This window comes from Bradyrhizobium sp. CCGB20, from assembly GCF_024199855.1.
GTDB lineage: Bacteria > Pseudomonadota > Alphaproteobacteria > Rhizobiales > Xanthobacteraceae > Bradyrhizobium.
Genome location: NZ_JANADN010000001.1, coordinates 769,381 through 795,232, shown reverse-complemented (window position 1 = coordinate 795,232; position 25,852 = coordinate 769,381). Strand labels below are relative to the sequence as shown.

25 protein-coding genes are annotated in these 25,852 nt (G+C 64.5%); 11 read left to right on the top strand and 14 right to left on the bottom strand.

All coding sequences use genetic code 11. The annotated features are described in order from the left end of the window. Nucleotides 1-9 precede the first annotated feature (9 nt). Nucleotides 10-609, top strand: coding sequence for a DUF4239 domain-containing protein (locus NLM15_RS03715; RefSeq protein WP_254115331.1), 600 nt, complete (start codon nucleotides 10-12; stop codon nucleotides 607-609). Between the two features lie 22 nt (nucleotides 610-631). Here the strand turns inward: NLM15_RS03715 and NLM15_RS03710 are convergent, their stop codons facing one another. The 7 genes from NLM15_RS03710 to NLM15_RS03680 form a co-directional block, all read right to left on the bottom strand. Then, nucleotides 632-952, bottom strand: coding sequence for a hypothetical protein (locus NLM15_RS03710; RefSeq protein ID WP_212485685.1), 321 nt, complete (start codon nucleotides 950-952; stop codon nucleotides 632-634). 117 nt (nucleotides 953-1,069) lie between these two features. Further along, entirely contained in the window at nucleotides 1,070-1,444 is a 375-nt protein-coding gene (locus NLM15_RS03705) for a hypothetical protein (RefSeq protein WP_254115330.1), read from the bottom strand. Nucleotides 1,445-1,817: 373 nt separating this feature from the next. Beyond that, nucleotides 1,818-2,510, bottom strand: a complete 693-nt coding sequence (locus tag NLM15_RS03700; protein WP_254115329.1) for an AprI/Inh family metalloprotease inhibitor — start codon at nucleotides 2,508-2,510, stop codon at nucleotides 1,818-1,820. After that, complete coding sequence (locus NLM15_RS03695) at nucleotides 2,510-3,499, bottom strand: 2-hydroxyacid dehydrogenase (protein WP_254115328.1); 990 nt, start codon at nucleotides 3,497-3,499, stop codon at nucleotides 2,510-2,512. Before NLM15_RS03695 ends, NLM15_RS03700 begins: the two co-directional genes overlap by 1 nt. Continuing rightward, nucleotides 3,499-4,317 carry an ABC transporter permease gene (locus tag NLM15_RS03690; RefSeq protein ID WP_254115327.1) on the bottom strand — a complete coding sequence of 273 codons (819 nt, stop codon included), beginning with the start codon at nucleotides 4,315-4,317 and terminating at the stop codon, nucleotides 3,499-3,501. Before NLM15_RS03690 ends, NLM15_RS03695 begins: the two co-directional genes overlap by 1 nt. Further along, a complete protein-coding gene (locus NLM15_RS03685; protein WP_254115326.1) occupies nucleotides 4,314-5,129 on the bottom strand; it encodes an ABC transporter ATP-binding protein in 816 nt (271 codons plus the stop codon). Before NLM15_RS03685 ends, NLM15_RS03690 begins: the two co-directional genes overlap by 4 nt. Before the next feature lie 11 nt (nucleotides 5,130-5,140). Next, a complete protein-coding gene (locus tag NLM15_RS03680; protein ID WP_254115325.1) occupies nucleotides 5,141-6,163 on the bottom strand; it encodes an ABC transporter substrate-binding protein in 1,023 nt (340 codons plus the stop codon). A 122-nt stretch (nucleotides 6,164-6,285) separates the two neighbouring features. On the opposite strand from NLM15_RS03680, the gene NLM15_RS03675 reads away from it, so the two are divergent. From NLM15_RS03675 to NLM15_RS03660, 4 genes are all read left to right on the top strand, one after another. Continuing rightward, on the top strand, nucleotides 6,286-7,098 hold the full coding sequence (locus NLM15_RS03675) for a creatininase family protein (protein WP_254115324.1): 813 nt from the start codon (nucleotides 6,286-6,288) through the stop codon (nucleotides 7,096-7,098). Between the two features lie 139 nt (nucleotides 7,099-7,237). Beyond that, entirely contained in the window at nucleotides 7,238-7,501 is a 264-nt protein-coding gene (locus tag NLM15_RS03670) for a hypothetical protein (RefSeq protein ID WP_254115323.1), read from the top strand. Nucleotides 7,502-7,935: 434 nt separating this feature from the next. After that, complete coding sequence (locus NLM15_RS03665) at nucleotides 7,936-9,873, top strand: carbohydrate porin (RefSeq protein ID WP_254124139.1); 1,938 nt, start codon at nucleotides 7,936-7,938, stop codon at nucleotides 9,871-9,873. A gap of 122 nt (nucleotides 9,874-9,995) precedes the next feature. After that, nucleotides 9,996-11,291 (top strand): hemolysin family protein, encoded by a 1,296-nt coding sequence (locus NLM15_RS03660; RefSeq protein WP_254115322.1) that lies wholly within the window; start codon nucleotides 9,996-9,998, stop codon nucleotides 11,289-11,291. Nucleotides 11,292-11,401: 110 nt separating this feature from the next. Here the strand turns inward: NLM15_RS03660 and NLM15_RS03655 are convergent, their stop codons facing one another. From NLM15_RS03655 to NLM15_RS03645, 3 genes are all read right to left on the bottom strand, one after another. Further along, nucleotides 11,402-13,027 carry an FMN-binding glutamate synthase family protein gene (locus NLM15_RS03655; protein ID WP_254124138.1) on the bottom strand — a complete coding sequence of 542 codons (1,626 nt, stop codon included), beginning with the start codon at nucleotides 13,025-13,027 and terminating at the stop codon, nucleotides 11,402-11,404. Between the two features lie 202 nt (nucleotides 13,028-13,229). Further along, nucleotides 13,230-14,141, bottom strand: a complete 912-nt coding sequence (locus NLM15_RS03650) for a patatin-like phospholipase family protein (RefSeq protein WP_375166807.1) — start codon at nucleotides 14,139-14,141, stop codon at nucleotides 13,230-13,232. A gap of 298 nt (nucleotides 14,142-14,439) precedes the next feature. Continuing rightward, nucleotides 14,440-15,213, bottom strand: a complete 774-nt coding sequence (locus NLM15_RS03645) for a ferredoxin--NADP reductase (RefSeq protein ID WP_254115321.1) — start codon at nucleotides 15,211-15,213, stop codon at nucleotides 14,440-14,442. Between the two features lie 388 nt (nucleotides 15,214-15,601). On the opposite strand from NLM15_RS03645, the gene NLM15_RS03640 reads away from it, so the two are divergent. Beyond that, nucleotides 15,602-16,531, top strand: a complete 930-nt coding sequence (locus NLM15_RS03640; protein WP_254115320.1) for a RimK family alpha-L-glutamate ligase — start codon at nucleotides 15,602-15,604, stop codon at nucleotides 16,529-16,531. Nucleotides 16,532-16,728: 197 nt separating this feature from the next. On the opposite strand, the gene NLM15_RS03635 is transcribed toward NLM15_RS03640, so the two are convergent. Continuing rightward, nucleotides 16,729-17,646 (bottom strand): amino acid ABC transporter substrate-binding protein, encoded by a 918-nt coding sequence (locus NLM15_RS03635; protein ID WP_254115319.1) that lies wholly within the window; start codon nucleotides 17,644-17,646, stop codon nucleotides 16,729-16,731. Between the two features lie 12 nt (nucleotides 17,647-17,658). After that, nucleotides 17,659-18,954 carry a dicarboxylate/amino acid:cation symporter gene (locus NLM15_RS03630; RefSeq protein ID WP_254115318.1) on the bottom strand — a complete coding sequence of 432 codons (1,296 nt, stop codon included), beginning with the start codon at nucleotides 18,952-18,954 and terminating at the stop codon, nucleotides 17,659-17,661. A 209-nt stretch (nucleotides 18,955-19,163) separates the two neighbouring features. On the opposite strand from NLM15_RS03630, the gene NLM15_RS03625 reads away from it, so the two are divergent. The 5 genes from NLM15_RS03625 (at nucleotide 19,164) to NLM15_RS03605 (ending at nucleotide 24,493) form a co-directional block, all read left to right on the top strand. Further along, nucleotides 19,164-20,165, top strand: coding sequence for an NADP-dependent oxidoreductase (locus NLM15_RS03625; protein WP_254115317.1), 1,002 nt, complete (start codon nucleotides 19,164-19,166; stop codon nucleotides 20,163-20,165). 237 nt (nucleotides 20,166-20,402) lie between these two features. Beyond that, on the top strand, nucleotides 20,403-21,209 hold the full coding sequence (locus NLM15_RS03620; protein WP_254115316.1) for a cysteine rich repeat-containing protein: 807 nt from the start codon (nucleotides 20,403-20,405) through the stop codon (nucleotides 21,207-21,209). A 129-nt stretch (nucleotides 21,210-21,338) separates the two neighbouring features. Beyond that, nucleotides 21,339-21,554 (top strand): hypothetical protein, encoded by a 216-nt coding sequence (locus NLM15_RS03615; protein ID WP_254115315.1) that lies wholly within the window; start codon nucleotides 21,339-21,341, stop codon nucleotides 21,552-21,554. A 189-nt stretch (nucleotides 21,555-21,743) separates the two neighbouring features. Next, the gene (locus NLM15_RS03610; protein ID WP_254115314.1) at nucleotides 21,744-22,883 is read left to right on the top strand and encodes an FAD-dependent monooxygenase; all 1,140 of its coding nucleotides are present in this window, start codon (nucleotides 21,744-21,746) and stop codon (nucleotides 22,881-22,883) included. Continuing rightward, nucleotides 22,880-24,493, top strand: coding sequence for a benzoate-CoA ligase family protein (locus NLM15_RS03605; protein WP_254115313.1), 1,614 nt, complete (start codon nucleotides 22,880-22,882; stop codon nucleotides 24,491-24,493). Before NLM15_RS03610 ends, NLM15_RS03605 begins: the two co-directional genes overlap by 4 nt. A 159-nt stretch (nucleotides 24,494-24,652) precedes the next feature. Here the strand turns inward: NLM15_RS03605 and NLM15_RS03600 are convergent, their stop codons facing one another. Both NLM15_RS03600 and maiA read right to left on the bottom strand, forming a co-directional pair. Next, nucleotides 24,653-25,162 carry a MarR family winged helix-turn-helix transcriptional regulator gene (locus NLM15_RS03600; protein WP_254115312.1) on the bottom strand — a complete coding sequence of 170 codons (510 nt, stop codon included), beginning with the start codon at nucleotides 25,160-25,162 and terminating at the stop codon, nucleotides 24,653-24,655. Next, nucleotides 25,152-25,784, bottom strand: a complete 633-nt coding sequence (gene maiA, locus NLM15_RS03595; RefSeq protein WP_254115311.1) for a maleylacetoacetate isomerase — start codon at nucleotides 25,782-25,784, stop codon at nucleotides 25,152-25,154. Before maiA ends, NLM15_RS03600 begins: the two co-directional genes overlap by 11 nt. Nucleotides 25,785-25,852 lie beyond the last annotated feature (68 nt).

Sequence of the window (25,852 nt, the reverse complement as noted above, 5' to 3'; positions counted from 1 at the left end):
AAGGACACGATGAGCGACTGGCTGCACAATCTGCCTGTACCCGTGATGGCGCTGGTGATCTTCGGGTTCACCTATCTTCTGACCGCGGCCATCTTCGCAGGCGTTGCGCTTGTCGCGACGGGAGAGCGCGCGAAATCGCTGAAGGCGATCTCGCCGGGCATGCTGCCGGTGCTCGGCATCATCTTCGGCCTGTTCGTCGCCTTCACCGCGGCGCAGGTCTGGGGCGACAGCGACCGCGCCAGCGCCGCGGTGAGCCGCGAGGCCAGCGCGCTCCGCAGCCCGGGTCAGGCGAATGTGCAGCGCGAGCTCATCGCGGCGCTGGAGCAGGCGCTGGATGCGCGGCGGCAGCGGATCATCGTCAGCCTCGCCGCGGTGAACCCGGTCAAATGGTGGTGCCTCTACCTCCAGGCCGCCTGTGCGCTGCTGGTGATCGGCCTCGTTCATTGCGACAACCGGCTGGGATCGGCGATCGCGATGGGCCTGTTCGCGACCGGCGTCGCCACCTCGGTCCTGCTGATCGCCGCGCATGACCGGCCGTTCGCCGGCGAGGTCTCGATCAAGCCGGAGGCGCTGCTCCAGATCATGCCGGAGGAGCGCGGCAAGAGCTAAGGCGCGACGACGCTTCCGGGCTTCAGTAGCAATATCTGTGGTCGACCCGGACGTAGTAGCCGTCGGGGCGCTGCATGTAGCAGCCGCGCTGATAGGCGTAATAGCCGGAGCGGCGGCGCTCGCCCTCGGAGGCGATTGCGGCGCCGGTGCCGGCACCGACGACGGCACCGATTGCCGCGCCACGTCCACCGCCGAGCGCGCCGCCGAGGATTGCCCCGCCGACACCGCCAATAATCGCGCCGCCGATGGCATCCTGGGCCGCAGCCTCATGCGCCGGCATTGCCATCGCAACCGTCAGACATGCCGCGATTCCAAAACTTCCAATGCGAAGACCTCGAAGCATGCTCGCCCTCCCCGTGATGAGGCCAGTGATAGCGCCGCAAGCGGATTCGGACCAGACAAATCGCCGACGACGGCTCAAACCATGCCGCGTGCGATGCACAGGCCGGCCGGTTGGAGGTCAGGAATCGATCCACCGCTGCACAGCCTCGGCCGTGTCGGCCGGCGTGGTGTTGAAGCAGATCGCGGCGTCAGGCGCCAGGCGATGGACGAGGTTGAGCACCTTCTCGAACAGCAGCAGGCGCTCCTTCGGCTCGCGCAGGCCCGCGCCGATCACGATGCAGTCGAAGCTCTCCTCGCGCAGCGCCGCCGTGACGCCGGCTTCCGCGGTGACGTCGAGATCGATCAGGCAGCTCGTGACCTCGTAGCCGAGATCGCGCAGCCGCAGCAATTGCGCCTCGATGTAATCGCGCACCAGCTCCGGCGTGAGCTGCGGGAACGCGCTGTAGTCCGCATTGCCGGGTTCGATGCCGATCGCGAGGATGCGCTTGGCCATGCAGGACTCCTTGCCGGACCGTCTGCGTCGTTAACGGACGGACGACCATGCAGGTTCCCTCGCCGGCGGTTCGCGCTGCCGATGAAGGCCACGGCTATGGTCTGGGCGCGCCGCGCATTTTCCCGCTGAAGCTGTAAGCCATTTCACATGCCCCGGCCCGGCAACCTGCCACATTTGCGGGAGATCGCGCTGGAGTCACGCGCTGATCACAGCGCCCGGCTCATATCTGGCTTGCTACGAAATTTCGATTATTCATCAATTTTCGGGAGCAAGAAATGGTCTCATTCGAGAGTCTGAAAGGCGAGTACCAGCGCAATTGGGCCAATCTCGAGATCCGGCCTGCACGCCTCGCCGATGCGAACGAGGCGGGCGCCTACTGACGCAGCATGATCAGGGGATCGGCGGTATCGGGGACGCGCCGCCACTGCGCGTTGTCGTCGGCCTCGAACTGCCAGACCTCGCCCGATTTCGACATCAGGACGATCTGGCCGCGCTCGAGCCGCCATTGCGCCGGATTGAATTGCGCAATCGCCGGATCGCATTTCGGCTTGAGGAAGACCTGGAAATTGTCCGGGCTCGCCTCGGTGTTGGTCAGCGTCAGCCCGCACACCGGCTGGCCGTTGCCGCGCACCATCGACCAGTCCCCGATCATCTGGTCCATCGACTTGGCCATCGAGCGGGCGGCGGCGAGATCCTGGAGGATGTAGACGCCCTCGCCCTGCCGCAGGCCTTCGAAGATCCCGGCCTCGACCTCGGTGAAGTCGATCACGGCTTCACCGGTCGCGTCCTGCAAACGAACGATGTCGAGGCCCTTGACGCTCCAGGCCACGATATCCTTTGTGAAGGGCAGCGCGGTCTTGCAGGCAGGCTCCAGCTCCAGCTTGAACGCCTGCCCCGCGGCGTCAGCTTTGAGCGTGACGACACAGGTCTTGCTGCGCTCGGTGGTCGACAGCTCCCACTGCCCGGGCATCTCCTTCTTCAGGGTCGTCGCATCCTGCGCCAGCGCAGGGCCGATCGCGGCCAAACAGGCCGCGACGGCGAATGCAACGACCCGAAGACCAGACATCAGCGCCCCTTGAACGGCGTTTCGGCGACAGGCGTCAACGGCGCCTTGCCGGCGAACCAGGACTTGAGGTTGTCGACCACGAGCTGATCCATCGCGTTGCGCGTCACCACCGACGCCGAGCCGATATGCGGCAGCAGCACGACGTTCTGCATGGCCTTGAGCTCGTCCGGCACGGTCGGCTCGGCCGCGAACACGTCGAGGCCGGCGGCCAGGATGGTGCCGGACTTGAGCGCCTGCACCAGCGCCTGCTCGTCGACCACCGAGCCGCGCGCCACGTTGACCAGCACGCCACGGGGGCCGAGCGCCTTCAGCACCTCGGCATTGATCATCTTGTTGGTGCTGGCGCCGCCGGGCACGATCACCATCAGCGTATCCACCGCCTTCGCCATCTCGATCAGATCGGGATAGTGCTTGTAGGAGACGTCCTTGGACGGATTGCGGGAGTGGTAGACCACCGGCACCAGCGAGGCATCGAGCCGGCGCGCAATGGCCTGGCCGATGCGGCCCATGCCGACGATGCCGACCTTGCGATCGCGCAGCGAGCCGACGCTGAGCGGATAGTTCTGGGTCTGCCAGAGCCCGGAGCGGACGTAACGGTCGGCCTTGATGAACTCACGCACGGTCGAGATCAGAAGACCCATCGCGACGTCGGCGACCTCCTCGGTCAGCACGTCGGGCGTGTTGGTGACGATGATGTTGTGCTCGGCCGCGTATTTGGCGTCGATGTGGTCGTAGCCGACACCGAAGCTCGCCACCATCTCGATCTTCGGCAGCTGCGACAGCGACTCCTTGTCGGCGCGCACGGTGTGATAGGTCACCGCCACGCCGCGGATCTTTTCGCGGATCGCCGGCGTCAACCGCTCGAGATCGCCCCGCGTCTCCGCCTTGTGCACGACGAAATGATCGGAAAAACCGTTGTCGAGGATCGGCCGCACCGGTCCATAAATCAGAAGATCGATCTTTTCGGACGAAATCGAAGCGGCAGTCATCAGTTGTCCTTTCCAAGCGCGCTCTCGTGCCAGCGCCGTAAAACGAGGTGGGAAACTAGCGCCAGCACCCCATAGATGACAATCCCGGCCAGCGACAACAAAAGCAGCGCTGCGAACATGCGGGGTATGTTCAATCGATAGCCGGATTCGGCGATCCTGTAGGCGAGCCCGGAGCCGGCGCCGGCGGTGCCGGCCGCGATTTCGGCCACGACCGCGCCGATCAGCGACAGGCCGCCGGCAATCCGCAGGCCGCCGAGGATATAGGGCAGCGCCGCCGGCAGCTTCAGAAAGCGCAGGGTCTGTGGCGGCGAGGCGCCGTAGAGCTGGAACAGGCCGGCAAGGTTGCGATCGACCGAATTGAGCCCCAGCGTGGTGTTGGACAGCACCGGGAAAAAGGCGACGATGAAGGCGCAGACCACGACCGCGGTCTGCTGCTCCAGATAGATCAGCAGCAGCGGTGCAATCGCGATGACAGGCGTGACCTGAAGGACCACGGCATAGGGGAAGAGCGAATATTCCACCCATTTCGACTGGTTGAACAGCAGCGCCAGCGCGATGCCGCCGATGCTGGCGGCGACAAAGCCCTCGAGTGTGGTCAGAAGCGTGGCAGCGAGCGATTGTGACAGAACCGACCAGTCCTTGATCAATGTCAGGACGATGACGGAGGGCGCCGGCAAAACGTAAGGCGGGATGTCCTTGATGCGGACCACCAGTTCCCAGGCGAGGAGGCCAGCCGCGAACACGATGACGGGCAGCACGAAGCGCATCGCGCGTTGCGCGCCTGATGGCCTTGCGGTGACGGCAGCTGGCGCGTTCATAGCGTCGACTGCCCCGAATAGGACGGCGCCAACGCGGCCGACACGCGGCGGCAATAATCGGAATAGGCGGCCGAGGTGCGAAACTCCTCAGCCCGCGGCTCGACCGTCTCGATGCGGATGTCGGCCTGGATGCGGCCGGGCCGCGCCGTCATGACCACGACGCGCTGCGACAAATAGACGGATTCGAACACCGAATGGGTGACGAAGATGACGGTCTTGCCAAGGCTGCGCCACAGCGCGAGCAGATCGTTGTTGAGGCGGAAGCGCGTGATCTCGTCGAGCGCGGCGAACGGCTCGTCCATCAGGAGGATGTCGGGATCGGTGACGAGCGCGCGCGCCAGCGACACCCGCATCTTCATGCCGCCGGAGAGCTCGCGCGGATAAGCCTCGGCGAAATCGGCGAGCCCGACGCTCGCCAGCGCCGCGTCGGCGCGCGCACGCGCGTCCGCCTTCGGCACACCTGCGAGCCTCAGGGGCAACCGCACGTTCTCGCGCACGCTGGTCCAGGGCATCAGGGTCGGCTCCTGAAACACGAAGCCGATGCCGTGGCCCGGCTGCGGCACGCCCTCGTGACGCGCCAGCCGCACAGTGCCTGATGACGGCGCACTGAGCTCTGCAATGATGCGCAGCGCCGTCGACTTGCCGCAGCCCGACGGCCCCAGCAACGAAATGAACTCGCCCTTGCGCACGGCAAGATCGAGCGGGCCGAGCGCCATGACGCCGTTGTCATAGGCCTTCGTCACGCCGCGCAGGCTGACGGCCAAGGCCGTCAGGCCGGTCTCGACCCCGGCCGGAGTTTTGATTGGTGACATCGACCTTGCGTTTACGGCTTGCTGGGGCGCAGCTCGACGCCGACGCCCTTATTGACGAAGCGCAGGGTGTAGGATTTGCGGAAATCGAGATCGGGCTTCACGACGCCGGCCTTCACCATCTTGTTGAAGAAGGAGCTGTAGCGATCGTCGCTCATCGCGCCGATGCCGTTTTTCAGCGACTCGCCGGAATCGACGATGCCGTATTCCTTCATCTTGGCGACGGAATAGGCGAGCAGCTCGTCGGTCATCTCCGGATTGAGCTTCTTGATCATGGCGTTGCCCGCGGAATTGTCGCGGTAGATGTAGTTGTACCAGCCGATCATCGAGGCATCGACGAAGCGCTGCACCAGGTCGGGCTTCTTCTCGACCACGTCGCGGCGGGTCTCGATCAGGGTCGAATAGGTGTTGAAGCCGGAATCGGCGAGCAGCAGCACGTTCGGCTTGAAGCCCGCGGCTTTCTCGACGGCGAAGGGCTCGGAGGTGACGTAGCCTTGCATCGCGCTCTTGGGGTTGGCGATGAAGGGCTGCGGATTGAAATTATAGGGACGGACGTTCTTCTCGCTGAAACCGTATTCGGACTTCAGCCACTGGAAGTAGCTGGTCATGCCCTCCTTGGAGACGAACAGCGTCAGCGGCTTGAGGTCCTCAATTTTCGCGACCTTGGCATCGGGCTGCGTCAGCATCACCTGCGGATCCTTCTGGAAGACCGCGGCGATCGTGACGACGGGGACGTTGTTGGCGACCGCATCGAACGACATCAGCGTGTTCGCGGCCATGAAGAAATCGATCTTGCCGGCGATCAGCAGCATCCGGTTGTTCTCGTTGGGACCGCCGGGAACGATGGTGACGTCGAGCCCATATTTCTTGTAGGTGCCGTCGGCGACCGCCTGGAAGAAGCCGCCATGCTCGGCCTCGGCGACCCAATTGGTGCCGAAGGTGACCTTGTCCAGCGTCTCCGCACGCACCGGCAGGGCCGCGAGAGAGGCGGCCACCAGGGCTCCCGTTAACGCTCGCCGCAGATGGATGGGGCGCATGATTGGACTCCGTCGATCGTTCCGGCCCATGATAAACAAGAAATTTCGGAAGACGCGGCCGGCCGAGCAGCGTCCCCCGAAGAGCTCCAAATTACGTTACAAATCGGCGCAAAGAAACCTCGATGAATTCGTCTCCGCCCCGCGACTGGACCGACATCAACTGGAGCGAGACCGCGCCCTCGGAACCCTCGCGCTGGATCGCGGTGCTGCCGCTGGCGGCGACCGAGCAGCACGGGCCGCATCTGCCGCTCGAGACCGACGTGCTGATCGCGGACGCCTATCTCGCGCGCGTGCGCGAGCTGTTGCCCGCGGATGTTCCGGCGACGTTCCTGCCCGTCGAACCGGTCGGAATTTCCACCGAGCATATCGACTATCCGGGCACGCAGACGCTGCCGACTGAGGTGGCGCTGAAGCGATGGACCGCGACCGGTGAGGACATCGCGCGCCGCGGGATGAAGAAGCTCGTCATCATCACCAGCCATGGCGGCAACAGCGCGGCCATGATGCTGGTCGCGCAGGATCTGCGCGCGCATCACAGGCTGTTCGTGGTGACGACGTCGTGGTCGCGGCTGTCGGGCGCGGAGAAACTGTTCCCGGCGGATGAAGTGCGCCACGGCATTCACGGCGGCGCGGTCGAAACCTCGATCATGCTGGCACGCTATCCCGATCAGGTGCGCGTTGATGCGATCGCGGATTTTCCCGCGAGCAGCATCGCGATGGAGAAGCAATATCGCTGGCTGTCGACGCAGCGGCCCGCACCGTTCGCCTGGCAGGCGCAGGATCTCCATGCCAGCGGCGCAATCGGCAATGCGACGCTCGCCGTCCCCGAGAAGGGCGAGCAGCTGCTTGATCAGGGCGCGACGGCCTTCTGCGAGCTGCTGGCCGAAGTCGATAACTTCGACGTGAGCAGGCTCGCCAAAGGGCCTCTCGGTTAGCTCGCATCATCCTGAAATCATTCAAGAATGACCCGGATTCGGGGGCCGCATTTCGCGCCTTCGAACCGGACGCGAGCAGCCTCCGTCCAATTGGGCACGCGGGCCACAACGGACCGCCTCAACCCGGATGGAGTTTCACATGTCGATCAAGACCAAGATTGCCGCCGTCGCTCTCGCTGCCCTCGCCGTCACCGGCAGCATCGTGTCCACCACCTCCTCGGCCGAAGCCAAGCAGCCCGGCTGGGTCTGGGGTGTGGGTGCCGGCATCGCCACCGCCGCCGTCGTCGGCTCCGCGGTCGCCGCCAGCAACGACCCCTATTATTACGGCTATCACCGCTGCGGCTGGGTCGCCCAGTACAACGCCTTCGGCCAGTACGTTGGCCGCGTTCGCACCTGCTACTGATCTGAGTACCTGAGGCCGATCTCACACGTGGATCCTGCGTCCGACACGGGCGCCTCATCCACCCCGTGTCGTGCCCCGACCCCGCCCGGATGTCCCCCCGGGCGGGGTCATCCATTTCGGGCAGCGAGACATTGTTGCAGCCCCGTCACACAGCGGTGCGAACCATTCTCTGCGGCGATCCGTGCCAGTTGCTATTGCGAATTAATCGCAATAAGCTTCGCAACAAGCTCAGGGGCTTGGGAAGAAGTCGCGTCGAATCGAGATCGTCTGGTCCGAACGCGGGAGCAACCAACTCCTGGTGACAGAGTCGCCGCGAATCGGCTGGGGTATCGCGGCGGGTGGGACACATCTGCGTTTTGGGGGCGTGCGTTTTGATTTTGAGAGGTCACCGTTACAGATACTTGCGGACGGCTGCGGCGATTGCCTCGGGCGTGATGGCTCTTCCTGCCGCCGGCCGCGCGGCCGATCTGCCGCTGAAGGCCCCGGCGCTGAAAGCGGTCTATGACTGGACCGGCCTCTATATCGGCGCGCATGCCGGCTACAGCCTTGGTTCGTCGCGCTTTGCGCTGAATGACGGCGCTGCAGTCAACGACAGCGGTGTCTTCAGCGGCATGATCGGCGGCGTGCAGGCCGGCTACAATTACCGGCTCAACTCCGGCTGGCTCGTCGGCGTCGAAGGCGATTTCTCGTTTCCCAACTACATCACCTCGAACTCGATCGTCTCCTTCCTGGCAACGCCCGCCCACACCGTCACCCAGCAGTGGGATTACACCGCGAGCGTGCGCGGCCGCGTCGGCTACACCAGCGGACCGTGGCTGGTCTACGCCACCGGCGGCTTTGCATGGATGGGCGAGCGCTATTTCGACACGCCGGCCTCCGGCGCAGATGTCCCGAAAATCCTGAACACGCGGCCCGGCTGGATCGCAGGTGCCGGCATCGAATACGGCTTCGCGCCGCATTGGAGCGCGCGGCTCGAATATCTCTACAGCCGGTTCGACGGCGCGAACGTCGCCTTCTCCAGGGGCGCCCAATACACCTCCTCCTCGCTCGACTTCCAGCAGGTCAGGCTCGGCCTCAACCGCAAGGTCGATTGGCCGGGCATGCCGAGCTACAACCCGAAGAGCTCGCTGATCGACACGGAATCGGATCGCTGGGAGATTCACGGCCAGAGCACCTATCTGCCGCAAGGCTATCCGTCGTTCCCCGCCCTCTACAGCGGAACGAACTCGCTCTCACCGTCGGCGCAGGCCAAGGCGACCTGGAGCAACAGCCTGTTCCTGAACGCACGGCTGTGGGACGGCGGCGAGGTCTATTACAATCCCGAGCTGCTCCAGGGTTTTGGACTGAACGACACCGTCGGCGCCGCCGGCTTCCCCAACGGCGAAGCGCAGAAGTCGAACTTCCCCTATCCGCATTACAACACCTCGCGCCTGTTCGTGCGCCAGACGTTCGGCTTTGGCGGCGAGCAGGAGGAACTTGCGAGCGGCCAGTTGCAGCTTGGACAGAAGGTCGACATTTCCAGGCTCACGGTGCAGGCCGGCAAGTTCGCGGCGATCGACGTGTTCGACGGCAATGCCTATGCCAAGGACACCCGCAAGGACTTCATGAACTGGTCGCTGTGGGCACCGGGCGCCTTCGACTATTCCGCCGACAAGGTCGGTCTCACCTACGGCGTCACCGCCGAGCTCAACCAGAAGCAATGGGCGCTGCGCGGCGGCTATTTCCTGATGGTCGCGGAGCCCAACTCGAATCATTTCGACACCAGGATCGGGGAGCGCGGCCAGTATGCGCTCGAGCTGGAGACGCGGTTCTCGCTGTTCGGCCAGCCCGGCAAGCTCAGGACCATGGGCTGGGTCGACAGCGCCAACATGGGCAGCTTCCGCGAGACGCTGGACAATCCCGCGCTCAATCTCGACATCGCGCAGACCCGGCGCGGCCGTCTGAAGTATGGCTATGTGCTCAACCTCGAACAGGCGATCACGGACGATGTCGGACTGTTCGGCCGCTGGAGCTGGAACGATGGCCGTTTCGAAACGCTCGCCTTCACCGACATCAACAGCAGCCTGGCCGGCGGTCTTTCGATCAAGGGCACGAAATGGGGCCGGCCCGACGACGTGATCGGCATCGGCGGCGCCATCAATGCCATCTCGCAGGACTACCGCGACTTCCTGGCCGCCGGCGGCCTCGGCGTGCTGGTCGGCGACGGCGCGCTGAACTATCGCAAGGAGCGCATCCTCGAAACCTACTACGCCTATGCGCTGAACAAGGCGCTGACCTTCACCGCCGACTACCAGCTCATCGTCAACCCGGCCTACAACGCCGACCGCGGACCGGTGTCGGTATTCTCGGGGCGGCTGCACGGCGAGTTCTGAGCATCGCAAGCAAGGTTCCGGTGCGGCAATTTGGTTGGAACCGGCAAATTGCCCGTCGAGTTCATATATAAGGGGCTTGGTCCGGCGCTCGCCGGGTCAGGTGCCCCTTCTGCTTGCGCAAAATGTTGTCCGTCGAAATCATTATCGTCGTCGTTCTGATCGTCATTAACGGCCTGTTGTCCATGTCCGAGCTGGCCGTAGTCTCGTCCCGCCCGGCCCGGTTGTCGCTGCTTGCCGCCAAGGGGGTGCGCGGCGCCGAGCGGGCGCTGACGCTCGCGGCCGATCCTGGAAAATTCCTCTCGACGGTGCAGATCGGCATCACGCTGGTCGGCGTGCTCTCGGGCGCGTTCTCCGGCGCGACGCTCGGACAGCGGCTGACGCAATGGCTGGTCGAGCTTGGCCTGTCCGCAGGGATTGCCGACATCGTCGGCGTCGGCATCGTCGTCACACTCATCACCTACGCCACCCTGATCGTCGGCGAGCTGGTGCCGAAGCAGGTGGCGCTGCGCGACCCCGAGAGCATCGCGGTCAGGGTCGCCCCCGCGATGCACATGCTGGCGCGGGTTTCACTACCGCTCGTCTTCCTGCTCGACCTCTCCGGCAAGCTGATCCTCACGCTGCTCGGCCGCGGCGGCAAGGCCGAAGAGAAGGTGTCGGAGGACGAGATCCATCATCTGGTCAGCGAGGCCGAGAGCGCGGGCGTGCTCGAGTCCGGCGAAAAGGAGATGATCGCCGGCGTCATGCGGCTCGGCGACCGGCCGGTCGGCGCAATCATGACGCCGCGCACGGAGGTCAACGAGATCGACCTGAACGATACACCGGAGGCCATTCACGAGATCATCGTAAAGAGCCCGCATTCGCGCTTTCCCGTCTCCGACGGAGATCGCGACAAGCCGATCGGCGTGCTCCAGGCCAAGGATTTGCTGATCGCCTATATGAGCCAGCGCAGCCCGGATCTGCGCGCGCTCGTGCGCGAGGCACCCGGCATCCCGGCGTCGGCGGACGCGCGCGATGTGCTGGCCATCCTGAAAGCAGCACCGGTTCACGTCGGGTTGGTCTACGATGAATACGGCGCCTTCGAAGGCATGGTGACCGCCGCCGACATCCTCGAATCGATCGTCGGCGCCTTCCATTCCGAGGAGGGACCGCCGGAGCCGGCCTATGTCAAACGCGCCGACTCGTCGCTCCTGATCGCCGGCTGGATGCCGGTCGACGAGTTCGGCGAGCTGCTCGGCATCGAGCTGCCGCCGCACCGCTACAACACGGTGGCGGGCCTCGTGCTGCAACAATTCAGCGTGCTGCCCAATGTCGGCGATGCCTTCGACTTCGCCGGCTGGCACATCGAGGTCGTCGATCTCGACGGGCGGAGGATCGACAAGATTCTGGCGAGCCAGCTGGGCGAGGTGGAGACGGGGTGAGCGCCGTCTTTTCCTTCTCCCCTTACTCGGGGAGAGGGTGCACCAACCGCGATCCCCGATGAAATTACGGCGCCGCAAGGCGCGGCGGGATCATGCGGCGGAATCGCGCCTTACAGCGCCGGCTGGAACGACGCGGCCTGCGCCATCCGCCAGGCATCGCGGAAGCGCGGATCTTCGGTGCCTTCGAGCAGCTCGCCCGGGCGCAGCGCCGGATAGAGCTGCGCGAAGGATTTGACGTCCGTCGTCGAGGTGCGCTGGGTGAAGTGGATCGGGCGCAGCTGCCGCGGATGTTCGAGACCGGCCGCGGCGATCAGTTCGGTCAGCGAGTGCAGCGTGGCGTGGTGATAATTGTGCACCCGGTCGATCTTGAGCGGCACATAGAGCGCACGCGCGCGCGTCGGGTCCTGCGTCGCAACGCCGGTCGGGCAGCGGTCGGTGTGGCAGCTCAGCGACTGGATGCAGCCGAGCGAGAACATGAAGCCGCGCGCCGAATTGCACCAGTCGGCGCCGATCGCCATCGCGCGCGCCATGTCGAAGGCGGTCGCGATCTTGCCGGAGGCGCCGATCTTGATGCGGTCGCGCGCATTGATGCCGACCAGCGCGTTATGGACGAAACTAACGCCCTCGCGCATCGGCATGCCCAGATGGTCCATGAACTCCAGCGGCGCCGCGCCGGTGCCGCCTTCATTGCCGTCGACGACGATGAAGTCCGGATAGATGCCGGTCTCCAGCATCGCCTTGCAGATCGCGAGGAATTCCCAGGGATGGCCGATGCACAGCTTGAACCCTGCCGGCTTGCCGCCGGAGAGGCGGCGCATCTCGGCGATGAACTGAACCATGCCTATCGGCGTGGAGAAGGCGCGATGCGAGGCCGGCGAGATGCAGTCCTCGCCCATCGCAACGCCGCGGATCTTGGAAATCTCCGCCGAGACTTTCGCCGCGGGCAGCACGCCGCCATGGCCGGGTTTGGCGCCCTGGCTGATCTTGAGCTCGACCATCTTGATCTGGTCCTGGCTCGCGACCCGCGTGAACGCCTCCGGATCGAACGTGCCGTCGAGATGACGGCAGCCGAAATAGCCGGAGCCGATCTCCCAGATGATGTCGCCACCCATCTCGCCGTGATAAGGGCTGAAGCCGCCCTCCCCGGTGTCATGCGCGAAGCCGCCCTTCTTTGCGCCGGCATTGAGCGCGCGCACGGCGTTCGGGCTGAGCGCGCCAAAGCTCATCGCGGAGATGTTGAACACCGAGGCGGAATAGGGCTTCGCGCACTCCGGTCCACCGATCATAACGCGAAACTTCTCTTCGGCATGCGCCTTCGGCGCGACCGAATGGTGCATCCATTCGTAGCCCTCGCGGTAGACGTCCTCCTGGGTGCCGAACGGACGCTTGTCGAGCTCCATCTTGGCGCGCTGATAGACCACCGCGCGGATGTCGCGCGAGAACGGCATGCCGTCCTTCTCGCTCTCGAAGAAGTACTGCCGCATCTCCGGGCGGATTTCTTCCAGCAGGAAGCGGATATGCGCCGAGATCGGGTAGTTGCGCAGAACCGCATGGCCCTTCTGCATGAGGTCGCGGACACCAAGCAGCGTCAGGGCGCCAAAGATCAGGATCGGGATCAACAGAATGTCGAAGATCTTGCGGTCGGCGATGCCGATGCCGATCAGCAGCGCGGTGACCACCGCGCAGATCGTCAGCACGATGAAACGTGGCGAGAACGGCAGCAGCAGGATTTCCATCAGCCCTTCGGGCGAAGCTTGCGTCTTGTTATCGTTGGCCACCACCACATCCCTCTCGCCAATCTGACGGGGCATGATACGCCCGCGCCACGTCCACAGATATGACGCGGACCTGTCTTGAAGCTACCGAATCCGGATGCCGCAAATCAATCCGTCCGGCGGCGGGCTTTTGCAGTGCAATAGCTTCAAGCGAAATGACGAATCAGTGACCATGAGGCTGCGCCTCGTGCGGAATGACGCCGTGCTGATCGAGGCCGCCTCGCGCCAGCCAGGCATCGGTGCTCGCGACCGCGCGCTCGATATGGTCGTCGGAGCGCGAAAAATCGTAAGGAGATCCCACCAGCGGACAGAGCGGCGGCACCACGACATATTCGATGTCGGAAGCCAGCCCTTCGAGCTCCGCCACCAATTGCCGCGCGATCAGCAGTGTCAGCGCATGCAGGGCATTGGCAACCGCGCCCACCGGCGGATCCTTCACCGCGCAAGCGTGCCCGGTCGGCAGCACGACCAGCCTTTTTGCGCCTTTCCGGATCGCGACCCGGACCGGCGTGTTCGAGGAGATCGCGCCGTCGGCGAGGAAATGACCATTGTAGCGGACTGGCGTGAAGGCGCCGGGGATCGCGGTGGACGCCAGGATCGCCTCCACCGCCGACCCCTCCGACAGCACCACGCTCTCGCCGGAGACGAAATCGGTGGTGACGATATGCACCGGCAGCGCGGCGTCCTCGAGGTTGCGATAGGGCAGATGGTCCTCGACCAGCCTGCGGATGCCGTCATGGGGAATCAGGAAATCGCGCCGCCACATGAATCCGGCGAGGCTTCGCCAGGTGACCGGGAAAACATCATGACGCCTCAGCCCGCGCCAGACCGCTTCAAGCCCGAGCACGCCCTTGAGCGAGGGATCGCCGGCATAATAGGCGCCGTTGATCGCGCCGACGCTGGAGCCGACCACGAGATCGGCGACGACCCCGTGCCGCGCCAGCGAGTGCATCATCCCGACCTGGATTGCCCCGAAGCTGCCGCCGCCCGCCAGCACGAAGGCAGTCGGTCTCGGCGGACCATGATCGATCACGGACAAGATCTGCGCAGCTCCCCTGCTCTCGCATTGCAACATCGCGGCGAGATTTTGGCGCGAGCTTATAACAAGGGGTGCGCGAGACGCGCCAATAACAAAGTCGGGGGAGGATGGTGAGGGGGTGAGTGTGGCGCGAGATGCCCGTCACACCACCGGTGTCGTCCCCGCGAAGGCGGGGACCCATAACCACAGGGAGAGGTTATGGCACGCGCTGATAACTCCGAGCCTTCGCCAAACCACGCCCTGTGGTTATGGGTCCCGGGCTCGCGCTACGCGCGCCCCGGGACGACGCCGATGTTGTGGCTAAAGGCGTCGCGCCGCAAAGCGCGAGCGGCGCTTACCGCTCGACGAACGCCTTCTCGATCACGAAATGGCCGGGCTTGTTGCCGGAGCCTTCGATGAAATCGCGGCCTTCGAACATGACCTTCAGCTCTTCGAGCATCGCCGGGCTGCCGCACATCATGATGCGGTCGGTGGCGATGTCGAGCGGGCCCTGGCCGATATCGTTGAAGATCTGCTCGGAGTTGATCAGGTCGGTGATGCGGCCGCGGTTCTTGAACGGCTCGCGGGTCACGGTCGGGTAGTAGATGAGCTTGTCCGCGAGCAGCTCGCCGAACAGCTCGTCCTCGCGCAAATTCGCGACGAGCTTCTCGCCGTAAGCGAGCTCGGAGACCTGGCGGCAGCCATGCACCAGCACGATGCTCTCGAACTGGTCGTAGACCTCGGGGTCCTTGATCAGGCTGGCGAACGGCGCGAGGCCGGTGCCGGTCGAGAGCAGCATCAGCCGCTTGCCGGGGATGAGGTTGTCGGTGATCAGCGTGCCGGTCGCCTTGCGGCCGACCAGGATGGTGTCGCCTTCCTTGATCTTCTGGAGGCGCGAGGTCAGCGGACCGTCCTGAACCTTGATCGAGAAGAACTCGAGCTCTTCCTCGTGGTTGGCACTCGCCATGCTGTAGGCGCGCAGCAGCGGACGGCCCTCGACCTCGAGGCCGATCATCGCGAACTGGCCGTTCTGGAAGCGGAAGCCGGTATCGCGCGTGGCGCGGAAGCTGAACAGCGTGTCGGTCCAGTGCTGGACGGAAAGAACCTTCTCTCGGTAAAACGCGCTCATGATTTTCGATATTCCGAATAATTGCGGTTTTAGGGCAAAAGCGCAGCCCGGCCCCTGAAAGCTGGGCGGACACCATTGCCATGGCGGAGGATTTCGCGTGTGTCATCTACGCCATTGAGGCCAATAATCAACCTCGTTCCGGATGCAATTGATGCCGGTCAAACCGGCATTTGCGGCGGAAATGGTCACATCATTAATGAATCCGCTGCCGGGCGCGCGCGGAGGGCAATTTCTTTTCCCTTTCAGGCGCGATCGGAGCACTTAATTTCCATCGCGCTCGCGAGAATTTCATTAAGAATAGCTCTGATTTTCACCCCGGTTTGGCGCCGTTTCCCGCATTTTTGCGGCTTTTGGCGACAGCAATGACTGAAACGAGCGACCGAAGCACATGGCGGCAACCGGCGAGCGGATCTTCGTCCAGGCGATCAGGCGCTATTGCGCGAGCCATGGCATCGCGCTCGATGTCCGCTCCGGGGGCTGGCTGCTCGCGATGAGCGGGCACGGGGAGCGCCATTTCGCGTTCGGCTACGACATCGGCCTCAACAGCGCCATCGCGCATCGCCTCGCCAACGACAAATCGGCCGCTGCCGAGGTGCTCACGCTCGAGGGCGTGCCCTGCATTCCCCATCGCCTCTTCCTCAATCCGAGCATGGGCGCGCACGTTGCCGGCCCCGACTGGCAGCAGGCGATGCTGATGCTGCTCGCCCAGAATCCGCAAGGCGTGGTGGTGAAACCGAACGAGGGCACGTCCGGACGCGCGGTGTTCAAGGTGACGAACCGGAACGAGCTCGATCGCGCCGTGACCGAGGTGTTTTCCTCGAGCCTCGGCCTCGTTATCGCGCCCTATGTCGAGATCGAGGACGAGGTCCGCGTCATCCTGCTCGATGACAAGCCGATGACCGTCTATCGCAAGGAACGGCCGCAGGTTGTTGGCGATGGCTTGCGCACATTGCGTGAGCTGGCGAGTGAGGCGGGACATGACAGGCAGCTTCGCGAGCTCACTGCGCAGGAAGTGAACGCGGTTGTCCCGAACGGCGAGCACCGTATCCTGAACTGGCGGCACAATCTCGACGCCGGTGCGCGGCCGGTGCTCATGGAGGACGGCGAGGTCCGAGCGATTTGCGCGCAACTCGCCGTTGAAGCCGCCGCCGCCATCGGCATCACTTTCGCATCGATTGACGTGGTCCGTGTCGACGACGCCTGGCGGGTGCTGGAGGTCAATTCCGGCGTGATGATGGAAGCGCTGGCGAAGCTGCATCCGGAGCTGGTGCAGGCGACGTATGATGCGGCGCTGGATCGGGTGTTTGGAGGAAGTTAGCAGCGGTGGCGCAGGTGCCGACCCTCCACCCTCCCCTGGAGGGGGAGGGTCGGCTCGCAACGCGTCAGCGATGCGAGACGGGGTGGGGTGACGGTCTCTCCAAGGAAGCGGTGCCCGTGCGGAGAGATCACCCCACCCCGCTCGCGCTACGCGCGATCGACCCTCCCCCTCCAGGGGAGGGTAAGAGAACCCGCAACCTAATTATTCGCGCTCGCGGAATCGTCCATCGCCTTGAAAGCCTCTTCCAGCTGCAAGGAGATCGGCACGTTCAGGCGTTCGCCGGTCGGAAGCCGCGCGATGAACCATTTGTTGTAGAGCGGGATGAGGTCCTGGTTGGAGCCGAGCTTGCGGAAGGTGCGGTCGACCACCGCAGAGAGTTGCGGCTCGCCCTTCCTGAACATGATGCCGTAGGGGTCGTAGGACAGATAGTCGCCGGTGACGCGGAACTTGTCCTGCGCCTTGTGGCGCGCGATCAGGCCGGAGAGCAGGATGTCGTCGGTCGCGAACGCATCGGCCTTGCCGTCGGCGAGCATCTGGTACGACTGCTCGTGATCGGCGCCGACGACGATGTTCAGGCCTAATGACGACTTCTTGTCGGCAGCCTGGATCGCCTGCTCGTTGGTGGTGCCCTTCGTCACCACCACGGTCTTACCCTTCAAATCGGTCAACGACTGGACTTTCGACGCCTTCGGCACCATCAGCTTGGTGCCGGCGACGAATATCAGCGGCGAGAACGCGACGCGCTTGCCGCGCTCGGCATTGGCGGTGGTCGAGCCGCATTCGAGGTCGATCTTGTTCTGCAGCACGGCGTCGATGCGGTCGTCCGAAGTGACCTTGACGTAGTCGATCTTCAGATTGGGGTCGTCGACTTCGACGCCGATCTCCTCGACGATGGCCTCGCAGAGCTCGAGGCTGTAGCCGATCGGGCGGCCCGACTGGTCGAGGAAGGAGAACGGCGGCGAGCTTTCGCGGTAGCCGAGCCGCACGGTGTGTCTGCTCTTGATGGCCGACAGCGTTGGGCTAAGCCCCTCGCTACCAGTCTGAGCGGAAGCGCCGGTTGCCAGCAGACACGCCGCCAGCAACAGGCCGCCCGATATCGCCGTTGAAAGGCGCATGATGCACCTCCGTCAATGGCCGGCCATCGCGGGCACTTCGCCCGGAACCATGTCCGGCGTCGACGCTTCGCCAGGGCCAAGCTCGTGCTCGGGCCCGAGCTCGCCTTCCCACTTCGCGACCACTGCGGTCGCGAGCGAGTTGCCGATCACGTTGGTGGCGCTGCGTCCCATGTCGAGGAAAGTGTCGATGCCCATGATCATCAGCAGGCCCGCCTCGGGGATGCCGAACTGCGACAGCGTCGAGGCGATCACCACGAGGGAGGCACGCGGCACGCCGGCAACGCCCTTGGAGGTGATCATCAGGGTCGCGAGCATCGCAAGCTGCGTCGCGAGCGACATCTCGATGTGATAGGTCTGCGCGATGAAGATGCTCGCGAAGGTGCAATACATCATCGTGCCGTCGAGGTTGAAGGAATAGCCGAGCGGCAGCACGAAGCTCGAGATTCGCGACGAGGCGCCGAACTTCGTCAGTCCCTCCAGCGTCTTCGGGTAGGCGGCCTCCGAGCTCGCGGTGGAGAACGCGATCATCAGCGGCTCGCGGATCAGCCGCAGGAGATGGCTGTAGCGCGGCCCGATCACGATGAAGCCGACGACCATCAGGATGAGCCACAGGATCGCAAGTGCGAGATAGAAGCCGCCCATGAAGACGACGAGCTTCCACAGCACGCCGAGGCCGTTCTTGGCCACGGTGGCGGTGATGGCGGCCCACACCGCCAGCGGCGCGAACAGCATCACATAGCTCGTCACCTTGAGCATGATGTGGGCGACATCGTCGATCATCGCCAGGATCGGCTTGGAACGTTCGGGCATCGAGCCCATCGCCACCGAGAAGAACACGGCGAAGATCACGATCTGGAGGATCTCGTTCTGCGCCATCGCGTCCGCGATCGAGGTCGGGATCAGATGGGTGAGGAATTTCTCGATCGAGAAGGCCGAGACCGGCAGTCCCGTCGATTGCCCCGCCTGAGGCAGCGTGCCGGGGAAGTTCGCGCCGGGCTGGAGCAGATTGACCATCACGAGGCCGAGCAGCAGCGACACGAAAGAGGCGCTGACGAACCAGCCCATAGTCTTGGCGAAGATGCGCCCAAGCCGCGAACCGCTTCCCATATGCGCGATGCCGCCGACCAGCGTCGCGAACACCAGCGGCGCGATGATCATCTTGATCAGGCGCAGGAACATCATGGCGATCAGGTTGATGGAGGACGCCCATTCGGCGCGCGTATCGGGCAGGAAGTTGAAGATCGCCGCCCCCATGACGATGCCCAGCACCATCGCGGCCAGAATGTATTGCGTGAACCTGTTCGACATCGAAGACCCCCACACTACCGGCCGCTTCATGATGTCGCAGATATGACAGCGACGCAACACGCTTCGCGAGCATTCGTGTTGCGGGATGTTCCCGTTGCGAAACACGGGCGCAAGATCTAGCCTTCATGCAGCGCACAACGAATGCGGCTTGCACGTTTTGTTTGCGGCATCTGCATCAATAATCGTCAAACAAGCGAGGAGGAAACACCATGAGCGGCAGCATCAATCGTCAGATTCTTCTGGTGGAAAAGCCCAGCGGCAAACTCGGTCCCGAGCACTTCAAGATGGTGGAGGGCACGATGCCGGAGCCGAAGGACGGCGAGGCGTTGCTGCATGTGCGTTACATCTCGCTGGACGCCGCCAATCGTGCCTGGATGCACGGCGCGACCTATCGTTCCGCGGTCGAAGCCAACAGCGTGATGGCCGGCGGCGCCATCGCCGAGGTCGTCAGCTCGAAGGCGCCGGGGTTAGCTGCCGGCGACATCGTGTTCGGCGACACCGGCTGGCAGGAATATGCCGCGGTGCCCGCAAAGCATTTGACCAAAATGCCGAAGCTCGAACCGATGACGCATCTGCTCAGCGTGTTCGGCATCGCCGGCCTCACCGCCTATTTCGGCCTGCTCGAGGTCGGCAAGCCGAAGGAGGGCGAGACGGTCGTGGTCTCCGCGGCCGCGGGCTCGGTCGGCTCGATCGTCGGGCAGATCGCCAAGATCAAGGGATGTCGCGTGGTCGGCATCGCCGGTGGCGCCGACAAGTGCAACTGGCTGACCTCCGAGCTCGGCTTCGATGCGGCCGTCGACTACAAGGACGGAGCCGTGTTCAAGGCGCTGCGCGCCGCGGCGCCCAAGGGCATCGACGTCTATTTCGACAATGTCGGCGGCGACATTCTCGAAGCCTGCCTGCCGCAGATGAACAATTACGGCCGCATCGCCTGCTGCGGTGCGATCTCGCAATATGACGGTGCGCCCTCCGCGCACGGCCCGCGCGGCGTGCCCGGCCTGATCGTGGTGAAGCGGCTCGTCATGCAGGGCTTCATCGTGATGGACTACATGAAGGAGAGCCAGCGCGCGCTCGCCGAGCTGCAAGGCTGGTTGAAATCCGGCAAGCTGAAGGTGCAGGAAGACATCATCGACGGATTGCAGAACACGCCGAAGGCGCTGATCGGATTGCTGGCGGGAGAGAACCGCGGCAAGCGCATGGTGAAGCTCTGACGACGTAGCGTTTGAGCATGATCTTCGCGCAAACGCGTTCCGCGTTTGTCGCGAGGGAAAACCGCTGCGCAATTTTCCGGATGATGCTCTAGTTACGTCGCAATTGGCACGGTATTATCTACTTGCGGTAGAGGTCGAAGCGGCCAATGATGCTGCACGCGGCATCACCCGCGACGATTGCTTGCATCACATTTGAAAAATCGTCGGCGTTACCGACAGGGCAGGAATTCAACCCAAATGCTCAACATTTTGAAACATGCATCGACACGTGGCGCGTTGTTGGCAGCGGCGCTGTTCGCAACTGCAACAGGCGCATCCGCGCAATCCCCGACCGAGGCCCAGAAGAGCGCCATCCGCTCCGCATGCCGCTCGGACTTCATGGCGCACTGCTCGAGCGTCACGCCCGGCGGCGTGGAAGCGTATCAATGTCTCCAGAAGAACATGTCCAGCCTGTCCTCGGGATGCCAGACCGCGGTTCGCGCGGTCGAGCCTGCTGCGGCGCCGAAGACTGAAGCTGCGCCCGCCAAATCTGAACCGGCCAAGACGGAAGCTGCGCCGGCCGCGCAGCCGAAGCCGGCTGCTGCCGCTCCGAAGGCCGCTGCCGCCAAGCAGCCGAGCAGCGCGCAGATCGCCGCGGTCAAGAGCGCGTGCCGCGCCGATTATCCCAAGGTGTGCGCCAGCGTACCGCCGGGCGGCGCCCCCGCCCTCGAATGCCTGGAGAAGAACAAGGCCAAAGTTTCGCCGGCCTGCGAGAAGGCCGTGACCGCCGCGGCCGGCGGTGGCAGCGCGGCAGCGACAGGTGCGCCCGCGGGGGCGGCCCCTGCGGCGGCAGCACCGGCGACCGCGCCGGCCGTCATCGTGCTGCGCCCGCTGCGGCCGCGCGAAGAGCTGTTCATCGTCCGGTCCGCCTGCGGCGCCGACATCCGCACGCTCTGCGCCGGCGTCGCGCCCGGCGGCGGCCGCATCGTGCAATGCGTCGCCAGCAATGCCGCCTCGCTGTCGCCCGCGTGCAAGGACGTGCTGGCACCGTTCGCTGCGCGATAAGGCAGCGCAAGCTACGCGCCGGAGCGCGCATCAACATCTGGCAGCGCACGCGAATGAATTTTCGCGCGCCTGCCGCGACGTATCTTTTGCGAACATCCGATTTCAATCACGACAAGCCGGGAGGAAGACATGCGTTCATTGCTGCTCGTCGCTTCTGCTCTCTTCGCCTTCGCCGCAACCATGACGTTTGAAGCGACCGACGCCAATGCAGTGGTGTGTGCTCGCGGCGTCTATCGTGCCGGTTGCGCCGGACCGAATGCGGCCGTCGTGGTCCGCAAGCCGGTTCCCGCGGTTCGCTGTACCAGGGTGCTGGTGAACGGGGTCTACGTGAAGCGCTGCGTCTGACGGTGCGGATGGCCAAGCCGGCGCGGTTTGGTTATTCTTGGCAGCGTCACTGCTCGGACATGCGCCAGACGCGTGTCCGGGCCCAATCTTCGATGCGCCTCGCCTTCGATAATTCCGCTGGCGTGGAAGGCCGGAGCACATTAGTCTAGCCCTAGATAGTAAGTATACTGTCAATTAGGGAGGCAGACGTTGCGGATCGCCGTGATTGGCGGGGGGCCCGGTGGCCTGTACTTCGCCTATCTCTGGAAGAAGCGTCACCCCGAGGATCAAGTCGACCTGTTCGAACAGAACCCGGCCGACGCGACCTGGGGCTTTGGCGTCGTGTTCTCCGATCAGGCCCTGGAATTCCTGCGCGCCGACGACCCCGAAACGGTCGATGCGATCGCGCCGCATATGGAGAGCTGGGAGAACATCACGCTCAACATTCACGGCGACAGCGTCGCCATCGACGGGGTCGGCTTCTCCTCGATCGGCAGGCTGGAGCTCTTGCAGTTCCTCCAGCGGCGCGCGCTGGATGCCGGCGTCACGCCGCGCTTCGATACGCAGATCCACGCCATCGACCAGCTCAACGGCCACGATCTGATCGTCGCCGCCGACGGGCTGAATTCGCTGGTGCGGCGCGCCTTCGAAGGCGATTTTGGCACCTCGCTGTCCTATTCCGCCAACAAGTTCGTCTGGTACGGCACCTCGAAGCGCTTTGATACCCTGTCGCAGACTTTCGTGAAGACCGACCGCGGCGCCTTCAACGCCCATCACTACCGCTACTCGCCGACCATGAGCACCTTCCTGGTCGAATGCGACCTCGCGACATGGCAGGCCTATGGCTTCGCCTACAAGGATGCCGAGCAGTCCAAGGGCGTCTGCGAGGAGGTCTTTGCCGACACGCTGGGCGGCCACTGCCTGGTCTCCAACAAGTCGGTCTGGCGCAATTTTCCCTGGGTCTGGAACGAGCACTGGTCGTTCAAGAACATGGTGCTGGTCGGCGACGCCCTGCACTCGGCGCATTTCTCCATCGGCTCGGGAACGCGGCTCGCGATCGAGGACGCCATTGCGCTGGTCAAGGCGCTGGAATCGGACGCGCATCTTTCGACCGCGCTGCACCGCTACCAGGCCGCACGCAAGCCGGTGGTGCAGAAGCTCGTCAATGCCGCGCGCACCTCGGCCTTCTGGTACGAGCACTTTGCCCAGCACATGCAGCTCGGCCTGATGGACTTCGCCTACAGCTACATCACCCGCTCCGGCCGCATCGACGATTCCCGACTGCGCGCGATGTCGCCCGCCTTCATGACGCGCTATGAGGCCGAGAAGAACGGCGGAGATGCCGCATGAGCAGCGAGATCCGCGATCAGGTGCCCGCCGACAGCCCGGGCGCCCACGAGATCGGCTTTGCCGTTCCGGAAAATTACAATGCCAGTCGCATTCTGTTCGACAATCTCGCCAAGGGCCTTGGCGACAAGCTCGCGCTGATCGGACCGGCGGGCACGCGGACCTATGCCGAGCTTTGCGCGGAAGCTTGCCGCTGGGGCAACGGTTTCGCATCGCTCGGCCTGAAGCGCGGCGACCGCGTGCTGCTGTTCCTCGACGACACGCCGGCCTATCCGGCCGCATTCTTCGGCGCGGTCCGCGCCGGCTTCGCGCCGCTCCTGATCAACACGCTGACGCCGCCGGACCTGCTGCAATTCTATCTCGCCGATTCCGGCGCGGCCGTTGCGGTGGCGGATGCCGAATTCGCGCCCCGCTTCAATGCGGAGGCCTGCGCGGCGACCTGCCTGCGCACGCTGATCGTCGTCAACGGCGAAGCGCGCGACCACGCCGCGCCCGCGGCTTTCGCGGCGCCAGGCTGGCTCGCGCAGTTCCCGGCTGAGCTGGCGGAGGCAGGCACGCATCGCGACGAGATGGCGTTCTGGATGTACTCCTCCGGCTCGACCGGGCGGCCCAAGGGCATCGTGCATCTCCAGCACGACATGGCCTACAGCGATGCCGCCTTTGCGCAGAACGTGTTGAAGCTGACGCCCGGCGACATCTGCTTCTCGGTGCCGAAAATCTTCTTCGCCTACGGGTTCGGCAACTCCGTCACCTTCCCGTTCTCCGCGGGTGCCGCGACGCTGCTGCTGCCGGGACAGCCCAGGCCCGCGGCGATCTTCGCCGCGATCGGACAATACAAGCCGACGGTCTTCTTCGGCCTGCCGACGCTTTATACCTCGCTGACCAAGGCCGAAGGCGCCGACAAGGCGGATTTCTCGTCGTTGCGGATGTCGCTCTCGGCGGCCGAGGTGCTCTCGGCCGAAGTCTTCAACGGCTGGAAGACGCTCACGGGCCTGGAGATCGTCGAAGGCCTCGGCTCGACCGAGGTGCTGCACATCTATCTCTCCAACCGCCCCGAGCGGAAGAAGCTCGGTGCCGCCGGCCTGCGCGTCCCCGGCTACGAGGTCGCGCTGCGCGACAAGGACGGAAGCGAGGTCGGCGACAACGAGGAAGGCATCCTGTGGGTGCGCGGCGATTCCAACACGCCGCTGTACTGGAACCGGCCCGACAAATCCGCGGAGACCATCCGCGAGGGCGGCTGGATCTACACCGGCGACCGTTTCGTGCGCGATGCCGATGGCTTCCACTTCTTCCGCGGCCGTGCCGACGACCTCATCAAGATATCAGGCCAATGGGTCTATCCGCTCGAGGTCGAGCTGTGCCTCGCCGACCACCCCGACATCCGCGAATGCGCCGTGTTCGCCGCCGAGCTGCCGGACCGGCGCATGACGCTCAAGGCGGTGGTGGTGATGAATCACCGTGCCGTCGACCAGAGCGAAGCGACGCGCAAGCTGCAGGATTACGTCAAGGGCAAGTTGCTTCCTTACAAATATCCGCGCGAGGTGATCTTCATCGACGAGTTGCCGAAGACGGGCACGGGGAAGATCGACCGGCAGGCGTTGTTGCGGATGTGACCAACGGCGCCGCCACGTTCTCGGCAATCGTAGGGTGGGCAAAGCGAAGCGTGCCCACCACTTCTGATCCGCTGGAGGAAAGGTGGTGGGCACGGCGCAAGGGCGCCTTTGCCCACCCTACGAGATCTCGCTAGCCTCGCGAACAGCGTGATGCAGCCCTCACCCCTTCCCCAGATGCTCCAGCGCGTCCTCCGCGCGCAGCGGCACACGTGACGCCTCGTTGTTGAGATCGACGAGCTGCACCAACAGCCCCATCAGTGCCTTGCGATCGGCGGGCTTGAGCGGCTCCAGCATCCGCGCCTGGGCGCGCTCGACGGCGGGGATGATCTCGCGCAGGATCGCGGCGCCTGATTTCGTCAGGTAGAGCAGCTTGATGCGCTTGTCTTCGGGGGCCGGCTTGCGCTCGACGAAATCCTTGGCCTGCAGCCGCTCGATCACGCTGCCGAGCGTGGAGCGGTCGAAGGCGATCACCGCCGACAGCCGCGTCGCGTCGATGCCGGGATGGGTATGGATCGCAATCAGCGCCGCGTACTGCACCGGCGTGAGATCGAACGCCCTGCACTCCTCCATGAAGATCGAGACCGCGATCTGCTGCATGCGCCGGAACAGATAGCCCGGCGCGGCATAGACCGCGTCGATCGTGATCGGAGGAGCGGACTTACTCGGCATCGGCCTGCTTCTCCGGCGCGGCATCGGCGAAGGCGGGCAGCGCCTTGGCGGCGGCTTCCGCCGCCAGCAGGCGCGGATAGGCCGAGACATCGACGCCGAAACGACGCGCATTGGCGAGCTGCGGCACGAGGCAGAGATCGGCGAGCGTCGGCACAGCGCCGAAACAAAATGGCCCGGGTTCATTTCTGATAAGGGTCTCGCAGGCCGACAGCCCCTCACGGTTGACCCACGCCGCCCAGTCCTGGACTTTCTCCTCAGCAAGGCCCAGCTCACGCAGCCGCGCCAGCACCTTCAAATTCTGCACCGGATGGGTATCGCAGGCGATCGCCAGCGCGAACGCCCTCACCTTGGCGCGCTGCAATGCGTCCTTCGGCAGCAGCGGCGGGTTGGGATGCGTCTCGTCGAGCCATTCGATGATCGCGACCGATTGGGTCAGCACCGCACCCGAATCGTTCTCCAGCGCCGGCACCAGCCCTTGCGGGTTGATGGCGAGATAGCTGGGGGCGCATTGCTCGCCCTTGCGAAGATGATGCGGCAGGTGCTCGGCGCCGAGGCCCTTGAGGTTCAGCGCGATCCGCACGCGATAGGCGGCGCTGGAACGGAAATAGCCGTGCAGCTTCATTGAGACCTCCCTTTGAATTTTCCCCGTCATTCCGGGGCGATGCGTCAGCATCGAACCCGGAATCTCGA